Annotated in this window: 22 protein-coding genes and 1 other RNA gene; 7 read left to right on the forward strand and 16 right to left on the reverse strand. The window is 58.0% G+C overall.

Annotated features, from left to right (window positions below; all coding sequences use genetic code 11):
- Positions 1-21: 21 nt before the first annotated feature.
- From glmM to rlmE, 4 genes are all read right to left on the reverse strand, one after another.
- Positions 22-1,365 (reverse strand): phosphoglucosamine mutase, encoded by a 1,344-nt coding sequence (gene glmM / locus FPL19_RS04310; protein WP_150910940.1) that lies wholly within the window; start codon positions 1,363-1,365, stop codon positions 22-24.
- On the reverse strand, positions 1,362-2,195 hold the full coding sequence (gene folP, locus FPL19_RS04315; protein ID WP_150910942.1) for a dihydropteroate synthase: 834 nt from the start codon (positions 2,193-2,195) through the stop codon (positions 1,362-1,364). The genes glmM and folP overlap by 4 nt, the downstream gene beginning before the upstream one ends.
- Before the next feature lie 113 nt (positions 2,196-2,308).
- Complete coding sequence (gene ftsH, locus FPL19_RS04320) at positions 2,309-4,243, reverse strand: ATP-dependent zinc metalloprotease FtsH (RefSeq protein WP_263656783.1); 1,935 nt, start codon at positions 4,241-4,243, stop codon at positions 2,309-2,311.
- A 112-nt stretch (positions 4,244-4,355) separates the two neighbouring features.
- Positions 4,356-4,976, reverse strand: coding sequence for a 23S rRNA (uridine(2552)-2'-O)-methyltransferase RlmE (gene rlmE, locus FPL19_RS04325; RefSeq protein ID WP_150910944.1), 621 nt, complete (start codon positions 4,974-4,976; stop codon positions 4,356-4,358).
- A 114-nt stretch (positions 4,977-5,090) separates the two neighbouring features.
- On the opposite strand from rlmE, the gene yhbY reads away from it, so the two are divergent.
- Positions 5,091-5,411 carry a ribosome assembly RNA-binding protein YhbY gene (gene yhbY / locus FPL19_RS04330; protein WP_150910946.1) on the forward strand — a complete coding sequence of 107 codons (321 nt, stop codon included), beginning with the start codon at positions 5,091-5,093 and terminating at the stop codon, positions 5,409-5,411.
- Positions 5,412-5,486: 75 nt separating this feature from the next.
- Here yhbY and greA read toward each other — a convergent pair whose 3' ends face one another.
- The 7 genes from greA to grpE all read right to left on the reverse strand — a co-directional run bounded on the left by greA (position 5,487) and on the right by grpE (position 15,387).
- Positions 5,487-5,966: a transcription elongation factor GreA gene (gene greA, locus FPL19_RS04335; RefSeq protein WP_150910948.1), complete on the reverse strand. Its 480-nt coding sequence runs from the start codon at positions 5,964-5,966 to the stop codon at positions 5,487-5,489.
- 4 nt (positions 5,967-5,970) lie between these two features.
- The gene (carB, locus tag FPL19_RS04340) at positions 5,971-9,186 is read right to left on the reverse strand and encodes a carbamoyl-phosphate synthase large subunit (protein WP_150910950.1); all 3,216 of its coding nucleotides are present in this window, start codon (positions 9,184-9,186) and stop codon (positions 5,971-5,973) included.
- On the reverse strand, positions 9,186-10,310 hold the full coding sequence (gene carA / locus FPL19_RS04345; RefSeq protein ID WP_150910952.1) for a glutamine-hydrolyzing carbamoyl-phosphate synthase small subunit: 1,125 nt from the start codon (positions 10,308-10,310) through the stop codon (positions 9,186-9,188). Before carA ends, carB begins: the two co-directional genes overlap by 1 nt.
- Positions 10,311-10,718: 408 nt before the next feature.
- Positions 10,719-11,519, reverse strand: coding sequence for a 4-hydroxy-tetrahydrodipicolinate reductase (dapB, locus tag FPL19_RS04350; protein WP_150910954.1), 801 nt, complete (start codon positions 11,517-11,519; stop codon positions 10,719-10,721).
- An 11-nt stretch (positions 11,520-11,530) separates the two neighbouring features.
- The gene (gene dnaJ, locus FPL19_RS04355; protein ID WP_150910956.1) at positions 11,531-12,658 is read right to left on the reverse strand and encodes a molecular chaperone DnaJ; all 1,128 of its coding nucleotides are present in this window, start codon (positions 12,656-12,658) and stop codon (positions 11,531-11,533) included.
- A gap of 77 nt (positions 12,659-12,735) precedes the next feature.
- Positions 12,736-14,664: a molecular chaperone DnaK gene (gene dnaK / locus FPL19_RS04360; RefSeq protein ID WP_150910958.1), complete on the reverse strand. Its 1,929-nt coding sequence runs from the start codon at positions 14,662-14,664 to the stop codon at positions 12,736-12,738.
- A 120-nt stretch (positions 14,665-14,784) separates the two neighbouring features.
- On the reverse strand, positions 14,785-15,387 hold the full coding sequence (gene grpE / locus FPL19_RS04365; RefSeq protein WP_150910960.1) for a nucleotide exchange factor GrpE: 603 nt from the start codon (positions 15,385-15,387) through the stop codon (positions 14,785-14,787).
- A 243-nt stretch (positions 15,388-15,630) separates the two neighbouring features.
- On the opposite strand from grpE, the gene recN reads away from it, so the two are divergent.
- Positions 15,631-17,310 (forward strand): DNA repair protein RecN, encoded by a 1,680-nt coding sequence (recN, locus tag FPL19_RS04370; protein WP_150910962.1) that lies wholly within the window; start codon positions 15,631-15,633, stop codon positions 17,308-17,310.
- A gap of 81 nt (positions 17,311-17,391) precedes the next feature.
- Here recN and fur read toward each other — a convergent pair whose 3' ends face one another.
- Positions 17,392-17,808, reverse strand: a complete 417-nt coding sequence (fur, locus tag FPL19_RS04375) for a ferric iron uptake transcriptional regulator (RefSeq protein WP_150912392.1) — start codon at positions 17,806-17,808, stop codon at positions 17,392-17,394.
- Between the two features lie 131 nt (positions 17,809-17,939).
- Here fur and FPL19_RS04380 point away from each other — a divergent pair, with 131 nt between their 5' ends.
- Entirely contained in the window at positions 17,940-18,266 is a 327-nt protein-coding gene (locus FPL19_RS04380) for an outer membrane protein assembly factor BamE (RefSeq protein ID WP_150910964.1), read from the forward strand.
- Positions 18,267-18,275: 9 nt separating this feature from the next.
- Here FPL19_RS04380 and FPL19_RS04385 read toward each other — a convergent pair whose 3' ends face one another.
- The 3 genes from FPL19_RS04385 to FPL19_RS04395 all read right to left on the reverse strand — a co-directional run bounded on the left by FPL19_RS04385 (position 18,276) and on the right by FPL19_RS04395 (position 20,743).
- Entirely contained in the window at positions 18,276-18,557 is a 282-nt protein-coding gene (locus FPL19_RS04385) for an RnfH family protein (protein WP_150910966.1), read from the reverse strand.
- Positions 18,554-19,000, reverse strand: a complete 447-nt coding sequence (locus tag FPL19_RS04390; protein ID WP_150910968.1) for a type II toxin-antitoxin system RatA family toxin — start codon at positions 18,998-19,000, stop codon at positions 18,554-18,556. Before FPL19_RS04390 ends, FPL19_RS04385 begins: the two co-directional genes overlap by 4 nt.
- A 72-nt stretch (positions 19,001-19,072) precedes the next feature.
- Positions 19,073-20,743, reverse strand: a complete 1,671-nt coding sequence (locus tag FPL19_RS04395; protein ID WP_150910970.1) for a sodium-dependent transporter — start codon at positions 20,741-20,743, stop codon at positions 19,073-19,075.
- Between the two features lie 180 nt (positions 20,744-20,923).
- Between FPL19_RS04395 and smpB the strand changes: the two genes are divergently transcribed.
- From smpB to FPL19_RS04415, 4 genes are all read left to right on the forward strand, one after another.
- A complete protein-coding gene (gene smpB, locus FPL19_RS04400) occupies positions 20,924-21,403 on the forward strand; it encodes an SsrA-binding protein SmpB (RefSeq protein ID WP_150910972.1) in 480 nt (159 codons plus the stop codon).
- Between the two features lie 121 nt (positions 21,404-21,524).
- Entirely contained in the window at positions 21,525-22,991 is a 1,467-nt protein-coding gene (locus tag FPL19_RS04405) for a wax ester/triacylglycerol synthase family O-acyltransferase (protein WP_150910974.1), read from the forward strand.
- A gap of 24 nt (positions 22,992-23,015) precedes the next feature.
- Positions 23,016-23,380: a transfer-messenger RNA gene (gene ssrA, locus FPL19_RS04410) on the forward strand.
- A 146-nt stretch (positions 23,381-23,526) separates the two neighbouring features.
- Positions 23,527-24,393: a PA4780 family RIO1-like protein kinase gene (locus tag FPL19_RS04415; protein ID WP_150910975.1), complete on the forward strand. Its 867-nt coding sequence runs from the start codon at positions 23,527-23,529 to the stop codon at positions 24,391-24,393.
- Here the strand turns inward: FPL19_RS04415 and FPL19_RS04420 are convergent.
- Entirely contained in the window at positions 24,386-25,513 is a 1,128-nt protein-coding gene (locus FPL19_RS04420) for a putative sulfate/molybdate transporter (RefSeq protein WP_150910977.1), read from the reverse strand. The two genes, FPL19_RS04415 and FPL19_RS04420, sit on opposite strands and share 8 nt — an antisense overlap.
- Positions 25,514-25,667: the final 154 nt, after the last annotated feature.

The following is a 25,667-nucleotide window of genomic DNA, read 5'->3' on the forward strand; positions in this document are numbered from 1 at the left end:
GACAACTGCGGCGCCTTCACCTCAGGCCCTGGAATTTTCCACAACAATGGCAAGGGCTTCAGCCACTTGCGTAATTTCTGACTCGTCCTGGCCTTCCGCCATCACCCGGATCAGCGGCTCGGTACCGGATGCCCTCAAAAGTATCCGGCCACTGCCACCGAGTTTCTCCTCGGCTTTGCGAATCGCCAACTGGATATCGCTGCGCTGAAGCGGATCAAAGCGGGTATCCACCCGCACATTGATCATTTTCTGTGGCAGTTTGCTCATGCCAGCGCGCACATCTGAAAGGGACTTGCCAGCGCGGTCAAGTGCCAGCAAAACCTGTAGCGCAGAGACAATGCCGTCACCGGTGCTGGTGCAATCGCGAATCACCATATGACCGGAACCTTCGCCGCCTACCAGCCAGTTGCGCTGGACCAGCTGCTCCATGACATAGCGATCGCCCACTTTGGCACGCTCGAACTCGATACCCTGCTCAAGCAGCGCCAACTCAACCCCCAGGTTGGTCATCAGTGTTCCCACCACGCCACCGTTCAGCGTGCCCGCCGCATGGCGCTGTGACGCGATGATATACAGCAGCTCGTCGCCATCCACTTCCGAACCGTCGCGGTCCACCATCAGCACCCGGTCGCCGTCGCCGTCGAAAGCAATGCCCATGTCGGCGCCTTTTGCCACCACCGCCTTGCTCAGGGACTCCATATGGGTGGAGCCGACATTGAGATTGATATTCAGCCCGTCCGGATCGGACCCCACCAGGGAGATGCGGGCGCCAAGTTCACGGAACACCTTGGGAGCTACATGGTAAGTGGCGCCATGGGCACAATCGAGCACCAGGTGCAGTCCTTCCAGTGAAAACGAATTAGGGACGGTGCTTTTGCAGAACTCAACGTAACGCCCGGGCGCATCGTCGATTCGTGATGCCTTACCCAGCTCCTCGGCATCGCAAACCTCCATTGGCTGATCCAGCCAGCGCTCGATCTCCAGCTCCAGCGCATCGTCAAGCTTGGTACCTTCCGGCGAGAAAAACTTGATGCCATTGTCTTCGTGGGGATTGTGCGACGCACTAATGACAATACCGGCCGAGGCCCGGAAAGTTCGCGTCAGGTAGGCGATGGCCGGCGTCGGCATCGGGCCGAGCAGCTTCACGTCTACGCCCGCGGCCGACAGCCCCGACTCCAGCGCCGACTCAAACATATACCCCGACAACCGTGTGTCCTTTCCGATCAGCACACTGTTGCGCTGACCGTCACGTTTGAACGCCTGCCCGGCGGCCCACCCCAGACGTAGCATAAATTCCGGCGTGATCGGATATGTCCCGACCCGTCCACGAATTCCGTCTGTACCAAAATATTTCTTGTCGCTCATCGACCGGCCTCCTCCATTGCCGCAACCACTTTCACGGCATCAACCGTTTCCCTGACATCATGGGCACGAACAATCGATACCCCTTTTAATGCTGCTATTGTCGCGGCTGCGACGCTTGCGGACAAGCGCTCACCGACATCGCGTCCGGTCACGTGACCCAGCATGCTTTTTCTGGACATCCCGGCCAGTATCGGGTGGCCCAGCTGCTTGAGCTGTTCCAGTGCGCTCAACAGCTGAAAATTGTGCTGAACCGTCTTACCAAACCCGAACCCCGGATCCAGTATGATCCGGTCTGACCGGACACCCGCCGCCTCTACAACCCGCAGACGCTCAGTCAGAAAGGACGAAACATCCTGCAGGACGTTGCGGTAACTGGGATTATCCTGCATGTGTTCCGGCTCGCCCTGGATGTGCATGATACACACCGGCACATCCGTGCGGCCCATCTCTTCCGGCGCACCAGGGCGCTGCAGCGCCCGCACGTCATTGATCAGCCCGGCACCAAGGGCGACGGCTTCTCTCATGACTTCCGGCGCGCTGGTATCCACCGACACAACGACATCCAGTTCCCGGGCGATAGCCTCTACCACCGGACACACCCGGTCCAGCTCTTCCTGCAGGGGCACCGGTGTAGCGCCAGGCCGGGTTGACTCGCCCCCGACATCAATAAACGCGGCGCCATCGGCCACGATTTCCCTGGCCCGGGCCAATGCGGAATCGATCTGGTTAAACCGGCCGCCATCGGAAAACGAATCCGGTGTTACGTTCAGCACGCCCATCACATGGCAGGCGGCCATATCCAGGGTTCTACCGGCAAAATTCATGCGCATCTTATTGTCCGTCTGATACAAAAAGAAACGCTGCCCCGGGAGGGACGGCGTAGTTTCTACAAGCTTCCGGGCGCGGCCTTTTAAAGGTCACCGCGCCACTCATCAGCGCTCGATCAGTGCTCGCCAGCCGGGCGGCCGATGTCAGGCTGACGCCCGTCGTCCGAGCTTTTCGGAGCCGATTCCTGCTCCGGCTGATCAGAGGTCACACCACCTGACGGACCATTGTCACCCCAGCCTTTCGGCGGTCTCGGGACACGACCTTCCATGATGTCATCAATCTGGTGACGGTCGATGGTTTCGTACTTCATCAGGGCCTCGGCCATCATATCGAGCTTGTCGCGGTTATCGATCAACAGCTGTTTGGCTTTCTCATAGCAGCTGTCGATGATGTCCCGAATTTCCTCATCGATCAGCTGGGCCGTTTCCGGTGAGTGAGTCGGCGCTTGCGGAGCACCAAAATACCCACCCTGTTCTTCGTTGTCGTACTGCAACGGCCCCAGCTTTTCGGACAGGCCCCACTTGGTCACCATGTTACGGGCCAGGCTGGTGGCCCTTTCGATGTCGTTGGAGGCACCGGTGGTCACGCCGTCAACGCCAAGGGTCAGTTCTTCAGCGATACGGCCACCGAACAGACTGCAGATCGAGCTGATCAGGAAGCGCTTGCTATGACTATACTTGTCCTCTTCAGGGAGGAACATAGTGACACCCAGCGCACGCCCCCTGGGAATGATGCTGACCTTATAGACAGGATCATGTTCTGGGACCAGACGGCCCACGATCGCGTGGCCGGACTCATGATAAGCGGTGTTGCGCTTCTCTTTTTCGCTCATGACCATGGACTTGCGCTCGGCGCCCATCATGATCTTGTCTTTGGCGAGCTCAAACTCTTCCATGGAGACCAGGCGCTGGTTACGACGGGCCGCAAACAGGGCAGCCTCGTTTACCAGGTTTGCCAGATCGGCGCCGGAGAAGCCGGGCGTACCGCGGGCAATCAGCTTTGGCTCAACGCCATCGGCCAGCGGCACTTTCTTCATGTGTACTTTCAGAATCTGCTCACGGCCGATGATGTCCGGCAGACCAACGACAACCTGACGGTCGAAACGGCCAGGGCGCAGCAGCGCAGGGTCAAGAACATCCGGGCGGTTGGTGGCCGCGATGACGATAACGCCCTCGTTGCCTTCAAACCCGTCCATTTCCACCAGCAGCGCATTCAGCGTCTGCTCACGCTCATCATGACCGCCGCCCATACCGTTTCCACGACGGCCGCCAACAGCGTCAATCTCGTCTATGAAGATGATACAGGGGCTCTGCTTCTTGGCCTGCTCGAACATATCGCGAACCCGGGAAGCGCCCACGCCCACGAACATCTCGACGAAATCGGAGCCGGAAATGGAAAAGAAGGGCACCTTGGCTTCGCCGGCAATGGCTTTCGCCAGCAGGGTCTTACCAGTACCGGGCTGACCCACCATCAGCACCCCCTTGGGAATGCTGCCGCCAAGACGCTGGAACTTGCTGGGATCCCGAAGGAAATCCACCAGCTCCTTGACGTCTTCCTTGGCCTCATCAACACCGGCCACGTCACCGAAGGTGGTCTTGATCTGGTCCTCGCTCATCAGCTTGGCTTTGCTCTTGCCAAAGGACATGGGGCCTTTGCCGCCGCCACCGCCCTGCATCTGCCGCATGAAGAATACGAACAGCGCAATGATGATCAGTATCGGGAAGGCAGCAACCAGCAACTGGGTCCATAACGACTGACGCTCTGGCTCCTTACCGATCACCTCGACGTTGTTGGCCAGCAGATCGTCCATCAGCTTGTTGTCCGACACTTGCGGACGCACCGTCTGGAACTGCGAGCCATCGCCACGCGTGCCCTGAATTTCAAGTCCGTCGATGGTGACACGGCTTACCTGGCCGTCCTGCACCATTTGAACGAACTGCGAATAGTTGACCTGCTGGGCATTGGTGGTCGGAGTAAAGTTCTGAAAAACCATCAATAGTACAGCAGCTATAATTAGCCAAAGAACCAGATTTTTTGCCATATCGTTCAAGGATCATCACCTGTGAATTGAAGAGCCGCTTCGAGAGAAGAAACCCTTTGTTGTCACCATACACCAAATATACGTCTGCTCACCACAACTGGCCCAACCCTTGGGAAGGACGTCAGCCTTTGAATCCCTTACAAACCTGATAGATCTCGCGGGAACGGGCCCGGGACGAATCCGGTTTTCTGCTAACAACGGTTGTAAAGCTCTTGCGCATCTCAGAAAGCAGGCTTTCAAACCCCTCACCCTGAAACACTTTGGCAGCAAAAACACCACCGGGCTTCAGTACCTGACACGCCATATCCAGCGCCAGTTCCACCAGCCCCATGGCAGTGGGAATATCCACCGCCGCCATACCACTCATATTGGGCGCCATATCTGAAATTACAACGTCTGCCTGGCGATCGCCCAGCAAACCAAGCAACTCATCAAGCACTGCCTGCTCGGTGAAATCACCCCGAACGAAGTCCACACCGGCGATGGCGTCCATTCCCAGTATGTCGCTGGCAATGACAGCACCCTGGTCTCCTACCCGCTCAACGGCGACCTGCGACCAGCCCCCCGGCGCGGCACCCAGATCCACTACAACCTGGCCTGGACGGAAGATCCTGTCTTTTTTGTCCAGCTCGATCAGCTTGTAACTCGCCCGGGAACGATAGCCATCCTCCCGCGACTTTTTGACCCACACATCGTCAAAATGTTCCTTGAGCCAGCGGTCACTGGTTTTGGAGCGGGCCAAATGTCACCTCCTGATTGATCTGATACAATTGCAGTTTACCGAATCGGCAGCGATAAAGCCGCTGACGATTTTTTAATCGCATTCATTGAAAGAACCCATCCAAGAGAGCCCATCATGAGCCTTTCACCGGAACAGCGCCGGGAATACCGGGGCATTGCCCATAATCTGAAACCGGTCATTATCGTCGGCGACAAAGGTCTGACCGAAGGGCTGCAGGAAGAGCTTGAGCGTGCGCTGAACGATCATGAGCTCATCAAGGTCAAGGTGGCAAGCCAGGACCGGGAAGTCCGCCAGGAGGCAATCAACGCACTGTGCGAGGCTTCAGGAGCGGAACTCATCCAGACCATCGGCAAGATTGCCGTCATCATGCGCCGGGCCAAGAAGCCCAATCCAAAACTGTCCAACCTGCTGCGCGAGAAAAGCGGGCGGGCATAATCCGACGCCTGATCAAACAAAAAGCCGGCGGGACACCCGGCCGGCTTTTCAGAATGACACACCCGGGCTGCCGCCTCAGATGTGCTCCACCTTCTCAATCTCATACTCAACCGTGCCGGAGGGTATGCGGATAGCAACCACGTCGTCTTCGCTTTTGCCGACCAGCGCCCGGGCAATCGGCGAGGCGATCGACAGTTTTCCCGCCTTGATATCCGCCTCATCTTCGCCAACGATCTTGTAGACCACCTGCTCGTCCGTTTCCACGTTCAGCAGATGAACCGTGGTACCAAAAATCACCTTGCCGGTGTTTTCGATGGTATGCACGTCGATCACCTGGGCCGCCGACAGCTTGCTTTCGATTTCCTGAATACGGCCTTCGATAAAGCTCTGCTGCTCCCGCGCGGCATGGTATTCGGCGTTCTCTTTCAGATCGCCGTGCTCGCGGGCATCGGAAATCGCCGCAATCACACGAGGACGGTCTTCGGATTTCAGCTTCTTCAGCTCTGCGCGAAGGCTCGCTTCGCCTTCGACGGTCATTGGTACTCTGTCAGCCATGATATTACTTCCCTGAATGAAGGTCCTGGAGGCGGCGTACAGTGCGCTCGGGGCCGAACTTGATGGCCCGGCAGAAAGCTTCACCGCCTGCCAGTGTGGTTGTATAGGTTACTTTGGTCTGCAACGCCGACTGACGGATCTGTGCCGAATCGGCAATGGCCTTGCGACCTTCAGTGGTGTTGATAATCAGCTGGACCTGGCCATTCTTGATGGCATCCACAATATGCGGCCTGCCCTCACGGACTTTGTTCACCCGCTGGACTTCGATACCCGCATCCCGCAGCGCTTTCGCCGTTCCGGTGGTGGCAATCAGCCTGAAGCCGGCATCCACCAGATCCTGGGCAACGCTGGCCGCGCCGGGCTTGTCCACATCCCGGACGGACATGAACGCTGTGCCCTGGGCCGGCAGACGCTCACCGGAGGCCAGTGCCGCCTTGGCAAAGGCTTCGTCGAAGCTGTCGCCAATACCCATGACCTCGCCGGTGGATTTCATTTCCGGCCCCAGAATCGGGTCCACCGCCGGGAACTTGTTGAACGGGAAGACCGACTCTTTAACAGAATAGTAGGTCGGCACGACTTCTTCCGTGAATCCTTGCTCGACGAGGGATTTCCCCGCCATGGCCCGTGCGGCAACCTTGGCCAGGGACACACCGATGGCCTTGGACACAAACGGCACCGTGCGCGAGGCCCGCGGGTTCACCTCGATTACGTAGATCTTGTCACCCTGCCAGGCCAGCTGGACGTTCATCAGGCCGACAACCTCAAGCTCGATGGCCATTTTCTTCACGGCCTCGCGCATCTCGTCCTGTACCGCCTTGGGCAGACTGTAGGGCGGCAGCGAGCAGGCGGAGTCACCGGAATGCACACCGGCCTGTTCAATGTGCTGCATGATGCCACCAATCACCACGGTTTCACCGTCGCTGATAGCGTCGATATCCACCTCGATGGCCGCGTTGAGGAAGTGATCCAGCAGCACCGGACTGTCATTGGAGACAAGGACAGCGCTGCGCATGTAGCGCACCAGTTCTTCCTCGTCGTAAACGATTTCCATGGCCCGGCCGCCCAGCACGTAGGACGGACGAACCACCAGCGGGTAGCCGATCTCCCGAGCCGCGACAATGCCTTCCTCGTGGCTGCGAACAGTCGCGTTATCCGGCTGCAACAGGCCCAGGCGGGTGATCATCTGCTGGAACCGCTCACGGTCTTCGGCACGGTCAATGGCGTCTGGGCTGGTACCGATGATGGGCACCCCCGCCGCTTCCAGGCCCCGGGCCAGTTTCAGCGGGGTCTGGCCACCGTACTGCACGATCACCCCTTTAGGCTTCTCGATGTGGATGATTTCCAGCACGTCTTCCAGGGTGATCGGCTCAAAATAGAGACGGTCCGAGGTGTCGTAGTCGGTCGAGACGGTTTCCGGGTTACAGTTGATCATGATGGTTTCGTAACCATCGTCGCGCATGGCGAGCGCGGCATGCACACAGCAGTAGTCGAACTCGATGCCCTGGCCGATACGGTTAGGGCCGCCGCCAATCACTACGATCTTCTCGCGATCAGACACATCAGCCTCGCACTCTTCCTCGTAGGAGGAGTACATATAGGCCGTAGAGGATGCGAACTCTGCCGCACAGGTATCCACCCGCTTGTAGACCGGACGAATATCCAGGTCGTGCCGCAGCTTACGCATGCTTACTTCGGAAATGCCCAGCAGCTTCGCCAGGCGAGCGTCAGAAAAGCCCTTACGCTTGAGGCGGAACAGGGTATCGCGATCGATATCCGCTTTACCCGCGGATTTCAGCGCCTGCTCTTCCTTGATCAGATCCTCGATCTGCACCAGGTACCAGGGGTCCACGTGGGTATTGCGAAAAACTTCGTCCACGGTCATGCCGGAGCGGAAGGCGTCCCCGATGTACCAGAGGCGCTCGGCACCCGGCACATTCATTTCCTGTATCAGGGTTTCCTGGCCGTCCGTGGTGTTCAGGTCTACCTTTTCCTCGAACCCGTCGGAGCCCACTTCCAGGCCACGCATGGCTTTCTGAAGGGATTCCTGGAAGGTGCGACCAATGGCCATCACCTCGCCCACCGATTTCATCTGGGTGGTCAGGCGGGCGTCGGCCTGAGGGAATTTCTCGAAGGTGAACCTGGGGATCTTGGTGACTACATAGTCGATGCTGGGCTCGAACGAGGCCGGGGTAACGCCGCCGGTAATTTCGTTGCGCAACTCATCCAGGGTATAGCCCACCGCCAGCTTGGCGGCGACCTTGGCAATCGGGAAACCGGTGGCCTTGGAGGCCAGAGCGGACGAGCGGGACACCCGCGGATTCATCTCGATGACCACCACGCGGCCGTTGTCCGGGTTCACACCAAACTGGACGTTGGAGCCGCCGGTTTCCACACCGATTTCACGCAGAACCGCCAGGGAGGCGTTCCGCATGATCTGGTATTCCTTGTCGGTCAGGGTCTGAGCCGGGGCTACGGTGATGGAATCACCGGTATGCACGCCCATGGCGTCGAAGTTTTCGATGGCGCAGACAATGATGCAGTTGTCGTTCTTATCCCGAACAACTTCCATCTCGTATTCTTTCCAGCCGATCAGCGACTCGTCGATCAACAGCTCATTGGAAGGCGACAGGTCCAGACCGCGGGTACAGATTTCCTCGAACTCGTCGCGGTTATAAGCGATACCACCGCCGGAGCCGCCCATGGTGAAGGACGGGCGGATAATACAGGGGAAACCGATCTCGTCAGCAACCTTCCAGGCTTCCGCCATGGAATGGGCGAAGTTGGCCTTGGGACACTCCAGCCCTATTTTCTTCATGGCCTTGTCGAAGCGGTCGCGGTCCTCGGCTTTATCGATGGTGTCGGCGTTGGCTCCGATCATTTCCACACCGTGCTTTTCCAGCACGCCCTGCTTTTCCAGCTCCAGCGCGCAGTTCAGTGCGGTCTGGCCGCCCATCGTGGGCAGCAGGGCATCCGGCTTTTCTTTCTCGATGATCTTGGCAACGGTCTTCCAGGTAATGGGCTCAATATAGGTGGCGTCGGCCATGACCGGGTCGGTCATGATGGTGGCCGGGTTGGAGTTCACCAGAATCACCCGGTAGCCCTCTTCCCGCAGGGCCTTGCAGGCCTGAGCCCCAGAGTAGTCAAACTCGCACGCCTGCCCGATCACAATGGGACCCGCGCCCAGGATCAGAATGCTTTTAATGTCGGTACGCTTTGGCATCAACGTGCCTCCATCAGGCGGATAAATTCATCAAACAGTGGCGCCACATCATGGGGACCGGGACTGGCTTCCGGGTGACCCTGAAAACTGTAGGCCGGCTTGTCGGTGCGGCGAATACCCTGCAGCGAGCCATCAAACAGCGATTTGTGGGTTGCCACCAGGTTGTCTGGCAAGCTGTCTTCATCAACCGCGAAACCGTGGTTCTGGCTGGTAATCATGACGGTTCCGTCCGCCAGGTCCTGCACCGGGTGGTTGGCGCCGTGGTGGCCGTGCCCCATCTTTACGGATTTCGCGCCGCTGGCCAGCGCCAGCAACTGATGACCCAGGCAGATGCCGAACACCGGGATGTCGGTTTCCAACACTTCACGAATGGCGGTAATGGCGTAATCGCAGGGTTCGGGATCACCCGGGCCATTGGACAGAAAGATGCCGTCCGGTTTCATCGCCAGCACTTCGGACGCGGGGGTCTGGGCCGGCACGACAGTGATGTCGCAATTGCGCCCAGCCAGCATCCGCAGGATGTTCAGCTTGACGCCATAGTCCCATGCCACGACCTTGAACTTTGCTTCGGTTCGTTCGCCGTAACCGTTCTCAATGCTCCACTCGCTCTGGCTCCAGGTCCAGGTTTTGTTGCTGGTGACCTCTTTTGCCAGGTCCATACCTTTCAGGCCGGGGAAAGCCTTTGCCAGCTCCAGGGCCCGTTCGGCGGTTACGCCCTCGCCCGCAACAACCGCACCGTTCTGGGAGCCTTTATCCCGCAGAATGCGGGTCAGGCGGCGGGTGTCGATGTCGGCAATGCCGACGATGTTGTTGCGCTGGAGGTAATCTTTCAGGGAACCCTTACTGCGCCAGCTGCTGACCATCAGCGGCAGGTCGCGAATCACCAGGCCCGCGGCCTGTACCCGGTCTGACTCAATATCTTCTTCGTTGACGCCGGTGTTGCCGATGTGCGGGTAGGTGAGGGTTACGATCTGGCGGGAATAGGAGGGGTCGGTCAGGATTTCCTGGTAACCGGTCATGGCGGTATTGAATACCACCTCTCCACTGGTCTCCCCTTCAGCTCCGATGGCGGTGCCGTAAAACAGGCTTCCGTCTTCGAGCGCTAGAATGGCTGGTGTACTCAAGGCTTGTATCCTCATCGAGTGGCGTACAGGTTCGTCACGAACGGGAACGCAAGCGCAAATTCAGGTTGCAAAAAAGCGAGACTGAGTGAAAACCCGGTCCCGCTTTTTAAAAACTTTTCGATGATACGCTTGGTGCAGTTAAACCGCCTTATTGTACGAAATACGGCAGTTTGTGTCCACGCTGAATTGGGTTTAACGCCTGGGCCTGGTGGTGGCCGATACACCGGCAGGTGGGCGAGATCTTCTTCCGGGAAACGCTACAAGCAGGTCCATGTGCGCTTGATCTCCGGCCATCCATGGCCTCCGACATTCCCGGAAGAAGATCTCACCCACCCGCCTCCGAGTTGCCTTCCTGTAGGTCGGATTAGCGGCACCAGCCGCGTAATCCGGCACCTCAAGCAAGAAAACCTACTTCAGACTCAAAACATCCTGCATGTCATAAAGCCCCGCAGCCTTACCCTCAAGCCACAAAGCGGCCCGCATGGCGCCCTTGGCAAACGTCATCCGACTACTAGCCTTATGGGTAATCTCGATACGCTCGCCTTCAGTGGCGAACAGAACGGTGTGATCACCGACCACGTCCCCTGCACGAATGGTTTCAAAACCAATCTCCTTGCGGGTGCGCTCACCGGTAAAGCCTTCGCGGCCATAGACCGCGCATTCTTTCAGATCACGGCCCAGGGCATCCGCAACCACTTCGCCCATGCGCAGCGCCGTGCCGGACGGCGCGTCTTTCTTGTGGCGGTGGTGGGCTTCGATGATTTCCACGTCGTAGTCGTCACCCAACGCCGCTGCGGCGGTGCGCAGCAGGTTGAGGGTGACGTTGACGCCAACGCTCATGTTGGGCGCAAACACCACGGGGGTGGATTCTGCAGCCACGGCCAGTTGCTCTTTTTCGGCGTCGGTCAGGCCGGTGGTGCCGATCACGATCATCTTGCCATTGGTTTTGCAGAATTCGGCATTTTCCAGGGTCAGGTCCGGAAAGGTGAAGTCGATCAGTACGTCGAAGTCATCTTTCACATCCGCCAGGCTTGCGGCCATGGTGACGCCAGTTTTGCCAATGCCGGTCATTTCGCCGGCGTCAGCACCGACGAGGCTGCTGCCCGGCTCAACAATAGCCGCGCCAAGCTCAAGCCCTTCGGTGCCGTCAACGGCTTCGATCAGCACTTTACCCATGCGCCCGGCGGCGCCGATGATTGCTACCCTCATGGTGTCTTCCCTCAGAACTTCATTTCGTCGAAGAAGTTTTTCACGCCTTCAAACCAGGAGCTTTTCTTTGGTCCGTGGTGGTTGCCGTCGCCACCGTCCAGCGTCTCCTGGAACTCTTCAAGCAATTCCTTCTGGCGCTTGGTGAGGTTGACCGGGGTTTCTACCATCACGCGGCACAACAGATCGCCGGACGGACCGCCACGCACCGGGCTGACGCCCTTGTTACGCAGACGGAAGAGCTTGCCGGTCTGGGTTTCCGGTGGGATCTTGAGCTTGACCCGGCCGTCCAGGGTCGGCACTTCCAGTTCGCCGCCCAGTGCCGCGTCAACGATGCTGATAGGTACTTCGCAATAAAGGTTGCGACCATCGCGGGTGAAGATGGAGTGCTCGCGCACAGCGACCTGCACATACAGATCCCCGGGCGGTCCGCCATCAATGCCCATTTCGCCTTCGCCGGACAGACGGATACGGTCGCCGGTATCCACGCCTGGCGGTACTTTAACGGAAAGCGTTTTCTCTTCCGTGACCCGGCCTGCACCGCGGCAGGTTTTACACGGATTCTTGATGATCTGGCCAGAACCACGGCAGGTCGGACAGGCCTGCTGTACGGTAAAGAAGCCCTGCTGCATCCGGACCTGGCCCATGCCAGCACAGGTGCCGCAGTTTTCAGGGGTGGAGCCTTTTTCGGCGCCACTGCCATTGCAGGTGTCGCATTCCTTGTGACCAGGAATGCGGATCTGCACGGTTTTGCCTTTAACGGCTTCTTCCAGGTCCAGCTCAAGCGTGTAGCGAAGGTCTGCGCCACGGGTGTTGCGACCGCGGCCACCCCCACCGAAGATATCACCAAACACGTCACCGAAGATGTCGGAGAAGCTGGCTCCACCACCACCGCCGAAGCCGCCGCCGGCCTGGCCATCAACGCCGGCGTGACCGAACTGGTCGTAGGCCCCGCGTTTGGACGAATCGGATAGTACTTCGTAGGCTTCGCTGGCTTCCTTGAACTTGTGGTCAGCGTCTTCGTCATCCGGATTCCGGTCAGGATGATACTTCATTGCAAGCTTGCGGTAGGCTCGCTTGATCTCTTTTTCATCCGCGTCCCGGGCGACCCCGAGAATCTCGTAATAATCGCGCTTGGCCATGTTTCAAACCCTGTTTTTAAAACGAGGAAAACGCGGGAGCGACCCCGCGTTTTCCAACTACCTGATGTACTGAGCTTTTATCGCTTGTCGTCGTCTTTGACTTCTTCGAACTCAGCGTCCACGGCATCATCGCTCTTGCCGGCTTCGCCCTGAGCTTCTTCAGCTCCGGCTCCACCTGCCTGTTCGCCCTGATCCGCGTACATCTTCTGGGCCAGCTCGGAAGATGCTTCCGTCAGCTTCTGGGTCTTGGCTTCGATATCTTCCTTGTCGGACCCGGCCAGCGCCTCTTCGAGCTCCTTGATAGAAGCCTCGATGGACTCTTTCTCGCTGTCGGTCACCTTGTCACCGGCATCTTTCAGGGTCTTGCGAACGGTGTGGACCATCGCATCGCCCTGGTTGCGGGCCTGAACCAGTTCTTCGAACTTGCGGTCCTCATCGGCGTTGGCTTCAGCGTCCTGGACCATCTTCTCGATTTCGTCCTCGTTCAGACCTGAAGACGCCTTGATCACGATGGACTGCTCTTTGCCGGTTGCCTTGTCCTTGGCCGCGACGTTGAGAATACCGTTGGCGTCGATGTCGAAGGTGACTTCAATCTGCGGTGTGCCGCGCGGCGCCGGCGGAATGTCTGCCAGGTCGAAGCGACCCAGTGACTTGTTCTGCGCTGCCTGTTTGCGCTCGCCCTGAACCACGTGGATGGTTACGGCGGACTGGTTATCATCCGCAGTCGAGAAGGTCTGCGACTTCTTGGTCGGAATCGTGGTGTTCTTGTCGATCAGCGGTGTAGCCACGCCACCCATGGTTTCGATACCCAGGGTCAGCGGCGTTACGTCCAGAAGCAGAACGTCTTTTACATCGCCGGACAGAACGGCTGCCTGAATCGCGGCGCCCATTGCTACGGCTTCGTCCGGGTTCACGTCTTTACGTGCTTCTTTACCGAAGAAGTTCTTCACCTTCTCCTGAACCATCGGCATGCGGGTCTGACCGCCGACCAGGATAACCTCGTCGATTTCACCGATCTTGGCACCGGAATCTTCCAGCGCGGTGCGGCACGGCGCCAGACTGCGCTCGACCAGATCTTCCACCAGCGACTCCAGCTTGGCGCGGGTCACTTTCACATTCATGTGCTTGGGACCGCTGGCATCTGCCGTTACATAGGGCAGATTCACGTCAGTCTGCTGGCTGCTGGAAAGCTCGATTTTGGCTTTCTCGGCCGCTTCTTTCAGGCGCTGCATGGCCAGTGAATCGCCGCGCAGGTCAATGCCGCTGTCTTTCTTGAACTGATCAGCCAGATATTCGATCAGCTTCATGTCGAAGTCTTCACCACCAAGGAACGTGTCACCGTTGGTCGCCAGCACTTCGAACTGGTGCTCGCCGTCAACATCGGCAATTTCGATGATGGAGATGTCGAAGGTACCACCGCCCAGGTCATATACGGCTACGGTGCGATCGCCGCTTTTCTTGTCCAGGCCATAGGCAAGGGCAGCTGCAGTCGGCTCGTTGATGATGCGCTTCACATCCAGACCGGCGATCTTGCCCGCGTCTTTGGTGGCCTGACGCTGGCTATCGTTAAAGTAGGCCGGAACGGTGATGACCGCTTCGGTGACTTTCTCGCCCAGATAATCTTCTGCGGTCTTCTTCATCTTCTTGATGATTTCCGCAGACACCTGCGGCGGCGCCATCTTCTCGCCCTTCACTTCGACCCACGCATCGCCGTTGTCGGCCTTGGCGATCTTGTAGGGCACCATCTTGATGTCTTTCTGGACCACGTCGTCTTCAAAGCGACGACCGATCAGACGCTTGATGGCGTAAAGGGTGTTGTTCGGGTTGGTGACCGCCTGGCGCTTGGCAGATTGCCCTACCAGCGTTTCACCGTCTTCGGTATACGCCACAATGGACGGGGTCGTGCGATCACCCTCGGCGTTTTCAATAACCTTGACCTTGTCGCCATCCATGATGGCTACACAGGAGTTTGTCGTTCCCAGGTCGATACCAATAATTTTACTCATCTAAACCACTCCAATTCGTCTGTTCAGTTCAATTCCTGCTTGGCCTTAAGCGTTTCCGGGATTTCTCGGAATTCCGGTGCGCCGCCGTTTAATGGCTATATTGGCGCGTTAGTCAGCTTTTCAAGCCTGTTCGTCAACTTTTGGACCATTCTCGGCTTTTGCAATCACCACCATCGCCGGACGCACCAGGCGATCGTTCAGGGTGTAGCCCTTCTGCACCACGACCACCACGCTGTTGGGCTCGGCATCAGGCGCAGACACCATCGACATGGCTTCGTGCTGCTGGGGGTCAAACGGCTCGCCCACCGGGTCCAGCTGCTTGACGTTGAACTTTTTCAGGCTGTTCATGAAAAGGGTCAGCGTCATCTCGACGCCTTCGCGAATATTGGCAACCACTTCCCCTGCTTCCTCATGACCCTCGGTGCTTTCCACCGCTTTTTCGAGGCTGTCGGCAACAGGCAGAAGTTCTTTCACAAACTTTTCCAGCGCGAACTTGTGCGCTTTCTCCACATCAATTTCAGAGCGGCGCCGAACGTTCTGCATTTCGGCCTGGGAGCGAAGCATCTGCTCCTGATACTCAGCAACCTTGGCCTGAAGCGCTTCCACTTCACTGCCGGCTCCCTTTTTCTCCGCCTCTGCATCGGTTTGATCTTCGGCTGCGGCTTCCGCCGCTTCGTTCAGCTCTTCGTCAACCTGCTCGTTGCGATTCTCGTCAGCGCTCATGGCTACTCCTGAATGTTCAATCGGCGGGCAACCGGCCCGCCGCAATAACTGTGAACCCTGCGCAAATAGGACAGGGGAAAACCGTTTGCGAACCGATATGGGGCCCCTATCTCTGGTTTCAACCTTTAGGAGATTCATTCCTTCACAAATTGACCCCTAAATTTGCAAACCTGAAAAACACTGTATATATTCACATGTACTGTATACACGACCAGTAGTTAGCATCGGGCGGAGGTCAATCACATGCTCACACAGCTCACCGTATCCAATTACGCCATCGCAGAGCGGGTGGAATTGCAGTTCAACCACGGCATGACCGCACTGACCGGCGAAACCGGCGCAGGCAAGTCGATCGTGCTGGATGCTCTGGGGCTGGCAATGGGTGGGCGTGCCGACGCGGGTGCGGTTCGTCATGGTGCCAAGCGAGCCGATATCACCGCCACCTTCGACGTATCGCGAATTGCCGAAGCCCGCCAATGGCTGGAAGAGCACGAGCTGGACGACGAAAACGACTGCATCCTGCGCCGGGTGATCAGCAAGGACGGTCGCTCGCGGGCCTACATCAACGGTCAGCCCTGCCCGCTTACGCACCTGAAAGACCTGGGCAGCACCCTGATGGACATTCACAGCCAGCATCAGCACCAGTCCCTGTTGCGGAAAGACACCCACCGTAAATTGCTGGACGAATTCGCCGGCGCTGAAACCCTGGCCGAAAGCACCCGTCAGGCCTGGAAAACCTGGAGCAGCACCCGACTGCGCCTTCACGAACGCCAGCAGAACGCCGACGAGGCTGAAGCCAGAATTCAGTTGCTGCGCTATCAGGTCGAGGAACTGGACCGGCTGGCGCTGGAAGAAAACGAACAGCAAACCCTCGAGGAAGAACAGTCACAACTCAGCCACGCCGAAGCGGTACTGCACAACTGCCACAACGCGACCATGTTATGCACCGAAGATGACACCAGCGCCGCGGCACTGGTTCGCCAGGCGCTACAGCAGCTGGAACAACTTCCCGTAGAGGTGCCAGCCCTGGCAGATACCATCCAGATGCTGAACGAAGCTCAGATCCAGATCAGCGAAGCCGGCGACAATCTGCGCCACTTTGTGGACGACTACGATGCCGACCCGGCAAGGCTGGCGGAGGTGGACGAACGCCTGAGTGCGATTTACCAGATGGCGAGAAAACACCGGATTGCGCCGGAAAACCTGCCGGAACTGCACCAGTCACTGACCGATGAACTGGCGTCACTGGACGACGGAGAAGGCAGCGTTGAAAAACTGGAAGCGGAACTGGAAGCGCAGCGGGCAGAGTTCGACAGGCTGGCGGGCGAACTGTCGGAAGCGCGGCAGGCGGCGGCAGCCAACCTTGATCAGCGCATCGCTGAAGAGCTATCCCAGCTGAGCATGCCCTCGGTGCAGTTTGTCACTCACCTGAGCCGCAACAAGGACAATCAGCCGGCCGCCCACGGTAGTGAAGAAATCGAATTTCTGGTCAGCGCCAACCCCGGCCAGCCGGCACGACCGCTGGCGAAAGTTGCTTCTGGTGGTGAGCTGTCGCGCATCAGCCTGGCGATTCAGGTTGTTGTTGCCCAGACATCAACAACGCCAACGCTGGTGTTCGATGAAGTAGACGTGGGCATCGGTGGCGGTACCGCAGAAGTGGTCGGCCGACTGCTGCGCAGTCTGGGCGATAACGGGCAGGTGCTGTGCGTAACCCACCTTGCACAAGTGGCAGCCCAGTGCCATCAGCATCTGTTCGTGAGCAAATTCACCGAATCCGACGCCACCTATTCGAAAATTGAAAGCCTTGATGACACAGGAAGAATTTCAGAAGTGGCCAGAATGCTTGGCGGTGTAGATATGACGGAACACACCATTGCCCACGCTCGGGAAATGTTCAGCAAGGGACAGGCCACCCATCACTGATAATTGAACCGACTTAACCTATTCCCCTCTCGATCCTGAGAGCTTCATGGGGCGGATAAATCATCCGCCCCTTTTTTTATCCTATTTTGAATTCAGCGGCTTCACGTAAAGAATCAGGCTGTGGTCCACCAGCTCAAAACCGTGCTCCTCAGCGATTTTCTGCTGACGCTCCTCAATCACGTCATCCACAAACTCCACAACCTCGCCCGACTGCAGGCACACCATGTGGTCGTGGTGATCATCACCGGCCATCTCAAAGACAGCGTGCCCGCCTTCAAAATTGTGCCGAAGCACTAGGCCGGCGGCCTCAAACTGCGTTAACACCCGGTAAACGGTGGCAAGCCCGACATCGTCACCCTGATCAAGCAACTTCTTGTAGACATCTTCCGCGCTCAAATGATGTTCATCTTCTGCGTTTTGCAGAATATTGAAGATTTTCACTCGCGGGAGCGTCACTTTCAGGCCAACTTTTCGCAATTCGGAGTTTTCGGATGCCATGTTTACGATTCGCTCTTTGGTGTGCTCAGCGGCTTCCGGTATAGTGGTGCCGCACTTGATTCGTTCCGTGCTCAACCCGTGTGAAACCTGCTTCGGGCAGGCGTTTCCAAGATAGAGGATTTCCCCCGGCGATGCAAAAGCTCACAGCGCTTGTACTTACCCTTCTGATTGCAGGCTGCGCTTTCCCTGGCGTCTACAAGATCAACGTTCAGCAGGGCAATATTGTCACCGATGAAGAGCTCACTGCCCTGTCAGAAGGCATGTCGAGAAGCCAGGTTCATTCGGTGCTGGGAACGCCCCTGATGGTTAACCCGGTTGATCTTTCCCGGGAATATTATGTCTATACCTTCCAGCGCAGCGGGGGCGACATCAAGGAACAACGGGTAATCGTCTATTATTATAACGAGCAGTTCTCTCATTACGAGGCGCAGCTGCTGGAAGAAACGCCCGCCTATTGAACCTCGCTTTCACCCTTTCTTGCGGGCGCGGTTCAAACGGGCCTGCTTGGGATCGATCTTCAGCGGCCGATAGATTTCCACCCGGTCACCGTCGCGCAGCTCATGGCTCGAAGGGTTCTTGATCGCCTTCCCGAAAATACCCATATTGCTGCTATCCGGATCAATTTCGGGAAACAGGGTGACAATACCCGAGCGTTTTACAGCCTCGATTGCCGATGTTCCTTCCTCCACTTCCAGGGCGAGGATTTCCTGCTTGTCCGGTCGCGCAAAGGCCACTTCCACCCGGATCATCCCGCACTCTCCCGGTATAGCTCGTCGGCGCGGCGACAGAAGGCATCCACCATCGTATTCGCCGCATGGCTGAAAATCTGACCAAACGCCATACGTGACAGTGACCCGGAAAACTCGAAATCCAGTGTCAGCATCACTTTGCAGGCATTGGAGTCCAACGGCTTGAAGTGCCAGCGCCCGGCAAGCTTGCGAAACGGCCCATCGACCAGCGTGATCTCGATGATTTCCGGTGACTGAAGCTGGTTACGGGTTACCAGCCGGTGGCGGATACCGCCTTTGGCGATATCCATGGATGCGGTAATCTGCTGTTCGGACTGGTCGTGGATTTCCGTGCGGTCACACCAGGGCAGAAACTCGGGATAGCGGGCAACGTCGTTAACCAGGTTAAACATACGCTCCGCGGAGTGCATTACCAGCGCTGTTTTATCGATCTGATGGGGCATTGAAACCGGGGTCCTGCTGACTGTCTTGGGAGACCAATGATACGCAATCTGCCGTAAATCAGCGATATCGGATTACGCGCTCTGGAAAAGCACATCTTCAGTGGTCGCCGGGGCATCTTTACCCGGGCTGCCATTCTCTGGCGTTTTATCCCGGGATGAACCCGGCGAGCCGTCACCATCGCTTTTTGGCGGTTCCTTAGCGCCCGGGCCGCCCAGCGCTTCGTCATCGCCAGGCTTACCTGACTGCCCCTCAATCGGTGCCGGGGTCGGTTGCGGCGCGCCAGCCACATATTGACACCAGATGGCCTTGGTAGAGCGGTCACACATACTGAGAACACCGGTAACGCTGTACTGCAGTCCGATATAGGCGACCACCACAGGCAACACCAGCCGCATTACCCAGAGCCAGATCCTGCCGAACAATCCCGGCGTATCGCCCAGTATCCGGAGTGCCAGAGTCCGGGTGAGGTACCATCCGGCAAACAGCGCGATCAACACACTCACCAGCGGCACCAGAATTCCCCCGGCGAACAGCTCAAGCCAGCGGAAAAAGCTGCCACCGACCAGATCCAGCCCCGCCCATATGTTGAACGAGAAGAGCGACCCCAGGCCCAGCAGCCACACCGCCAGCCCGACAAGCAGAACCGACAATTCACGGGGCGCGCCAATCCACTCACGGAACCAGCCAACCACCGGCTCAAGCAGCGCCAATGATGTACTCCAGACCACCATCACGATCAGAAGGTACACCGACGCCAACAGGAACTGACTACCGGGGAAATCGGCGATGGCGACCGGTAACGACAGAAATAGCAGATTGAATCCACGCTCCCCGGCCATCTCCGGTCCGCCGGGCACGATGGAATAGATCGCCAGCCCGGCCCCAATAGCAACCAGCGTATCCATCAGAACCACCGCCAGAATTGACCGCTTCAGCCGGGTTCCGACCGGTGTATAGGCGCCAAAAAGGGTCCATACACCCATCCCCAGCCCGAGCGTAAAGAAGGCATGAAACAGCGCAGATTGCAGGCTTTGAAGCGTCAGCGACCCGGGATCGAATCTCAGCACCGTGTCGACGGCCTGATTAAACTCACCGCGCCAGGCCGCCAGCCCGCAGAAAGATGCAACCAGCAAGAGCATGATGGGCGTGACTGCACGAACAGCCCGCTCGACACCATGAACCACGCCCTGCATGGACACCCAGACCACCAGCAGCAGAAAGAAACCATGCCAGGCCATGAACGCCCGGTATTCATCCGGGGAAGATACGAAACCAGCCAGAATCTCAGCGGCTTCAGGCTGATCGGCACCAATGAAACGGCCAATGGCCCCATAGAACACATAGGCAAGCGCAATAGCGCCGAATACCGCGGTAAAGGAAAGCACCAGAAACGCGGCCAGAATGCCCAGGCGCCCGGCCCATATCCACCAACGGGACGCTCGCGCAGCACTCACAAACCCGTCCATCGCCAGAACCAGGCCGTGGCGGGCGTAGCGACCGAAGGTGGCCTCAGTCACCATCAATGGCAGGGTAATCAGCAAGAGGCAGAACAGGTAAAGCAGAATGAACAGGCCACCACCGTTCTGACTTGCCAGGTAGGGAAACTGCCAAACGTTGGCCAGCCCGAAAGTGGCACCCAGCGCCGCCCAGAAAAAGGTGGCAGGCCGCCGCCAGGAACCGATAGGGGTTTCATAGCGAGTGTCGTAGCGGGCTTCGTGGTGAGTTCCGTAGGGGGCTGGCATTCCAAACCTTTACAACGTCCGAAGCACACATTGTAGCGGATCATCTGTCAGCCGCACGACCCGAACCCGGGCCGATCGCCTCAATTTCGTGACCGGTCTGGCAGTCCTGAGCTACAATGCCCGCTTTTCCGGCGACCAAACTGGCCGGCAAATTCTTATCCGACTCCGGATCATCGCTTCATGAGCAAGAAGAAACCCGGCGCCCCGAGCGCCACCATTGCCCTGAACAAAAAGGCGAAACACGAATACCATATCGAGGAACGCTTCGAGGCCGGCCTGTCCCTGCTTGGTTGGGAAGTAAAGTCCCTGCGCGCTGGCAAGGCCCAGCTCACCGACGCCTATGTTCTTCTGAAGGGCGGCGAGGCCTGGCTTCTGGGCTCCCATTTCACACCTTTGATCACCGCCTCCACTCACGTGATTGCAGACCCTACCCGTACCCGCAAACTGCTGCTTCACGCCAAGGAAATTGCCAAGATTGTCGGCAAGGTCAATCAGGCAGGATACACCTGCATCCCGCTGGCGCTCTACTGGAAGAAAAACAAAGTGAAGTGCGAGATCGCGCTGGTGAAAGGCAAGAAGCTGTTCGACAAGCGTGCCACCGAGAAAGAACGTGACTGGAACCGCCAGAAGCAGCGTATTCTGCGGGACACCAACCTCTAGCCTGCGAAATTGTGTAGCATCTGCACCCTCTTTCGATCAGTGTTTGACCAGCCTATACTGGACTTTAGTCGTAGCCGCCCCTCGGGCGGTAAACAGGATAACGACACTCAGGGAGCAGGTTATGGCGCAGGCGCAGACACTCGCCCGAAGAACACCCATGTCTTCGGTTGACCGGTCATGGTTCAGAATGGAAAGCCCGGAAAACCCGATGATGATCTCAGCGGTGCTGATATTCGAACAGCCCCTGTCCGTCAGCCAACTGAAGCGGACTCTTGATGAGCGCTTTCTCACTTTCCGGCGCTTTCAGCAGCGCGTTATCCAGCAGGGCGACCGGACCTACTGGCAGGACGACCCCCTGTTTCACATCGACAACCACGTCCACCGCATTGCCCTCGCCGGGGATGCCGGCAAGCGCGAACTGCAGGCGCTGGTCAGCGACATGAACAGCACAGCGCTCGATTTTCGGCGCCCGCTCTGGCAAATCCATTACATTGACCAGTATGACGGTGGCTGCGCTCTGCTGGTGAGGATTCACCACTGCATTGCCGATGGCATATCGCTGGTGCGGGTGCTGCTATCGCTAACCGACAAACAGGCAGAACCCACCCTCCGCAAAATTCGGTCTGCCGGGGCGCCGGGCCTGCCAGCACGCCCGGGAAGCGTCGTCAGTCGCTACGCCCGAAGGCTGTTTGAAACCGGCCAGACCGCCAGAGAGCAGGCAAGCCTGTTTATGAAATCCCTGCGGTCCGAGCCCGGCTATCCCATGAAACTTGCCTCAACGGCAGGAAGCGTTTCTCTCGACCTGTTGAAACTCAGCCTGGCCCCGGCGGAACCCAAAACCTGCCTCAATCCTGCCCTCAGTGGTCGCAAACAGGTGGCCTGGGCCGACCCGCTCAGCCTCGCCGAAGTAAAAGTATGCGCCCGGGCATTAAAAGGCACCGCCAATGACGTACTGTTATGCGCCGCCGCCGGAGCCATCCAGAAGCATTTCAACAACACCGGAGAAATACCGCCAGAATGCGGCATACGGGTGGCGGTGCCGTTCAACCTGCGCCCCCTGAATCAGCCAATCGACACCCTGGGCAACCAGTTCGGGCTGGTGCTCGTCAGCCTACCGGTTGAGGTCGTCAATCCGATCATGCGGTTCCGCCAGATTCAGGACAACATGAACCGCCTGAAACGCTCCTACCAGGCACAGGTCACCTACAGCCTGCTTGATCTTTTCGGCCGGGGCCCGGATGTTCTGGAAAGACGGGCACTATCCCTCCTGAGCGAGAAAGCATCGGCGGTTCTGACCAACGTGCCCGGCCCCAAGGAACACGTTTACCTGGCTGGCGCCAAGCTCAAACAGCCTATGTTCTGGGTGCCCCAGAACGGGAATATCGGCATCGGCATGAGCATCTTCAGCTACGCGGGCACGGTGCAGTTCGGCATCACAATCGACAGAAGTATTTCCGTCGACCCGGAAGCGGCCATGGAATATTTCCGCGACAGTTTTACCGAACTCTATACCCACGCACTGGAAAAACAGGATCAGGTCGACCAATTAAGCGAAGACCAGACGGCGAAAGCCCTTGAAGTCGGCTGACCCGCCCACATATACTGCAGTTAAGGGGACGACATGGCTTCGACGCCGGTGGCGAACCCTTGAGTGCATGTCGAGATGGCAGCCAATCTCGTTAATCCAAAGCTGCAACGCAATAGTCGCAAACGACGATAACTACGCACTAGCAGCGTAAGCTGCTAGTCGTCCTGACTGGGTCGCCCGTAGCCCAGAAGCTACATCTCAGGACGTCATCGCTTACGGGATGCTCCTTTAACCAGATCTCACTGGTTAAAGGCTAAGATTTAAAGAGATCGGTCCTTGCACCCTGGCTCTCGGGTCGCTTGGACTTAAATCAATAGAGAGACGCTAAACATGTAGAGCTCAAGGCTGAGTACTGGCGGACGCGGGTTCAATTCCCGCCGTCTCCACCAAACAGCAAAAAGCCCCGGACTTCCGGGGCTTTTTCGTTTCAGGACCAACATCCATCTTCGCACCTGCATGCAATCAAAGGCATGAGCGAACGGGGTTTTCATGTAAGCTCTCCCCTATCGCATCCAGTATTTCCCAAAAAGGCATTATGAAAGTACCGAAGAGATTGCAGCCCCTTGTCGACGACGGCATGGTGGACGAAGTGCTTTACCAACTGATGAGTGGTAAAGAGGCTCAGGTGTATGTGGTTCGCTGCGGTGATCAAGCTCGTTGTGCCAAGGTATTCAAGGAGTCCCAGAAGCGGAGCTTCAAGCAGGCGGTGGAATATCAGGAGGGCCGGAAGGTGCGTAACACCCGCCGCGCCCGCGCCATGAGCAAGAAAACCCGCTATGGCCAGAAAGAGCAGGAAGACGCCTGGCTGAATGCCGAAGTGGACGCCCTTTATCGGCTGGCAGCGGCCGGTGTGCGCGTGCCGGAGCCCTTCGGGTTTGTTGACGGCGTGCTGCTGATGGAACTGGTGACCGATGACGATGGCAAAGCCGCGCCGCGGCTTGATGATGTCATGTTTACACCGGAGCAGGCCCTGGAATATCACGACATGATAATTGGCGAGGTGGTCCGGATGCTCAGTGCCGGGCTGATTCATGGTGACCTTTCCGAGTTCAACGTGCTGGTGGAACCGGAGGGTCCGGTCATCATAGATCTGCCACAGGCGGTGAATGCCTCTGGCAACAATAACGCCGGGCGCATGTTGGAGCGGGATGTGGACAACATGCGCCGCTATTTTGGCAAATACGCCCCGGAACTGTTGATTACCGACTACGGCAAGGAAATCTGGGCACTTTACGAAAGTGGTGATCTGCACCCGGACACTGAGCTGACAGGCTGCTTCGAACACGATACCCAAAGCGCTGATGTAGATGAGCTGATGGCGGTGATAGAGGCCGCCAAAGAAGAAGAGTCTGAGCGCCAGGAACGCATGCGTGACGACGAGGACGATGACGGGCTCAGGTAGCCGTCTGTTGGCTGCGTACCCAGGCTGCCCTGAAGGTTTCGGCCGCCACCCCGGCCAGCAACCCGGTAAACGGGTTGGCCAGGACAGTAACCAGCGCCGTTATCGCGATAACCGGCCAGCAGGATGGTTTTGCAGTTGTCAGGCGCCGGCTGAAAGCCAACTCGGTGGCTGCCAGTAACAGCAGGGCGCCGAGCCCGGCAGTGGGAATCGCTGCAATCAGGGCAAGGCCGCCCGGTGCCAGGACAACAATAAACAGAACCACGCCAAGCAATACCGGGGCCACGCCCGTGCGCGCACCGTAGCGATAGTGGGCCGCCAGGCCGCCAGCTCCGTGGCACATGGGCAGCGCGCCCAATGGAACCATCAGCACGTTGGCCAGGCCGCTGCTTACCGACAGCCGGGCCGGGGTCACGCGATGGGATTTGTCGCCAAAATAATCCTCTGCAATTAACGCGGTCAGCACGATGGCATTGGTCAGCGTCAGCGCCAGCTGGGGCAGGGTTACCAGGGCAAAGCCCTGCTGGATGGCATCCGGGCTTGGTAATCCGGGCAGAGAGAAAATGGAAGAATCCGCTGCATCAAAGGCGAGCCCCGGGGCTCCCACCACCAGGCCGACGGCGATTGCCGCACAGAGGCCCAGAAGCGCCGAGGGCAACTGCGGCCTAAGCAATGGGACAACCAATAGCACAGCCAGGGTGGCGATACCCACGGTTGGGGAGGTAGCAAGCAGCCCCACGCTCATGCCAGCCAGCAGAATCCCCAGCCCCAGCTGAAGGCCACTCAACACGGATCTTGGTATAAGCCGGCCCAGACTGTTTATCCAGCCGGTAAATCCCAACAGCAACAGAACAACCCCGATCATCACGCCACTGGCCACCAGGCTCTCGGCGCTTATCTGGCTTGTAAGCAGCACTGCCGTCACCGCTTTCATCGGCTGGACCGGAATTGGCAGGCGGTAATACAGCCCGGTTGCGATGTAGAACAGGGCAAACCCTAACAACACGGGTATGGGGGCCAATCCCGCCACTCCGATAGCCCCCAGGCTGAGCGGCAAAAGGGTACCCAGGTCACCCAGCGCCCCGTTGGCCTCTTTCAGTAAACGATTGTGCGATGAAACCATGAAAACTGACTCTGCATTCCGCGCCTGTACCCGGCGGGGAATCACTCATTGAGAAAACCTGCTGTTCCATCACGGGTTTGTAATGAACAACCCCAATCTATACGACGGGATTTCCAATAAAGTCCTAGACCAAGATCATCGGGGCGGCAAGTTG

This window comes from Marinobacter halotolerans (genome assembly GCF_008795985.1).
GTDB lineage: Bacteria > Pseudomonadota > Gammaproteobacteria > Pseudomonadales > Oleiphilaceae > Marinobacter > Marinobacter halotolerans.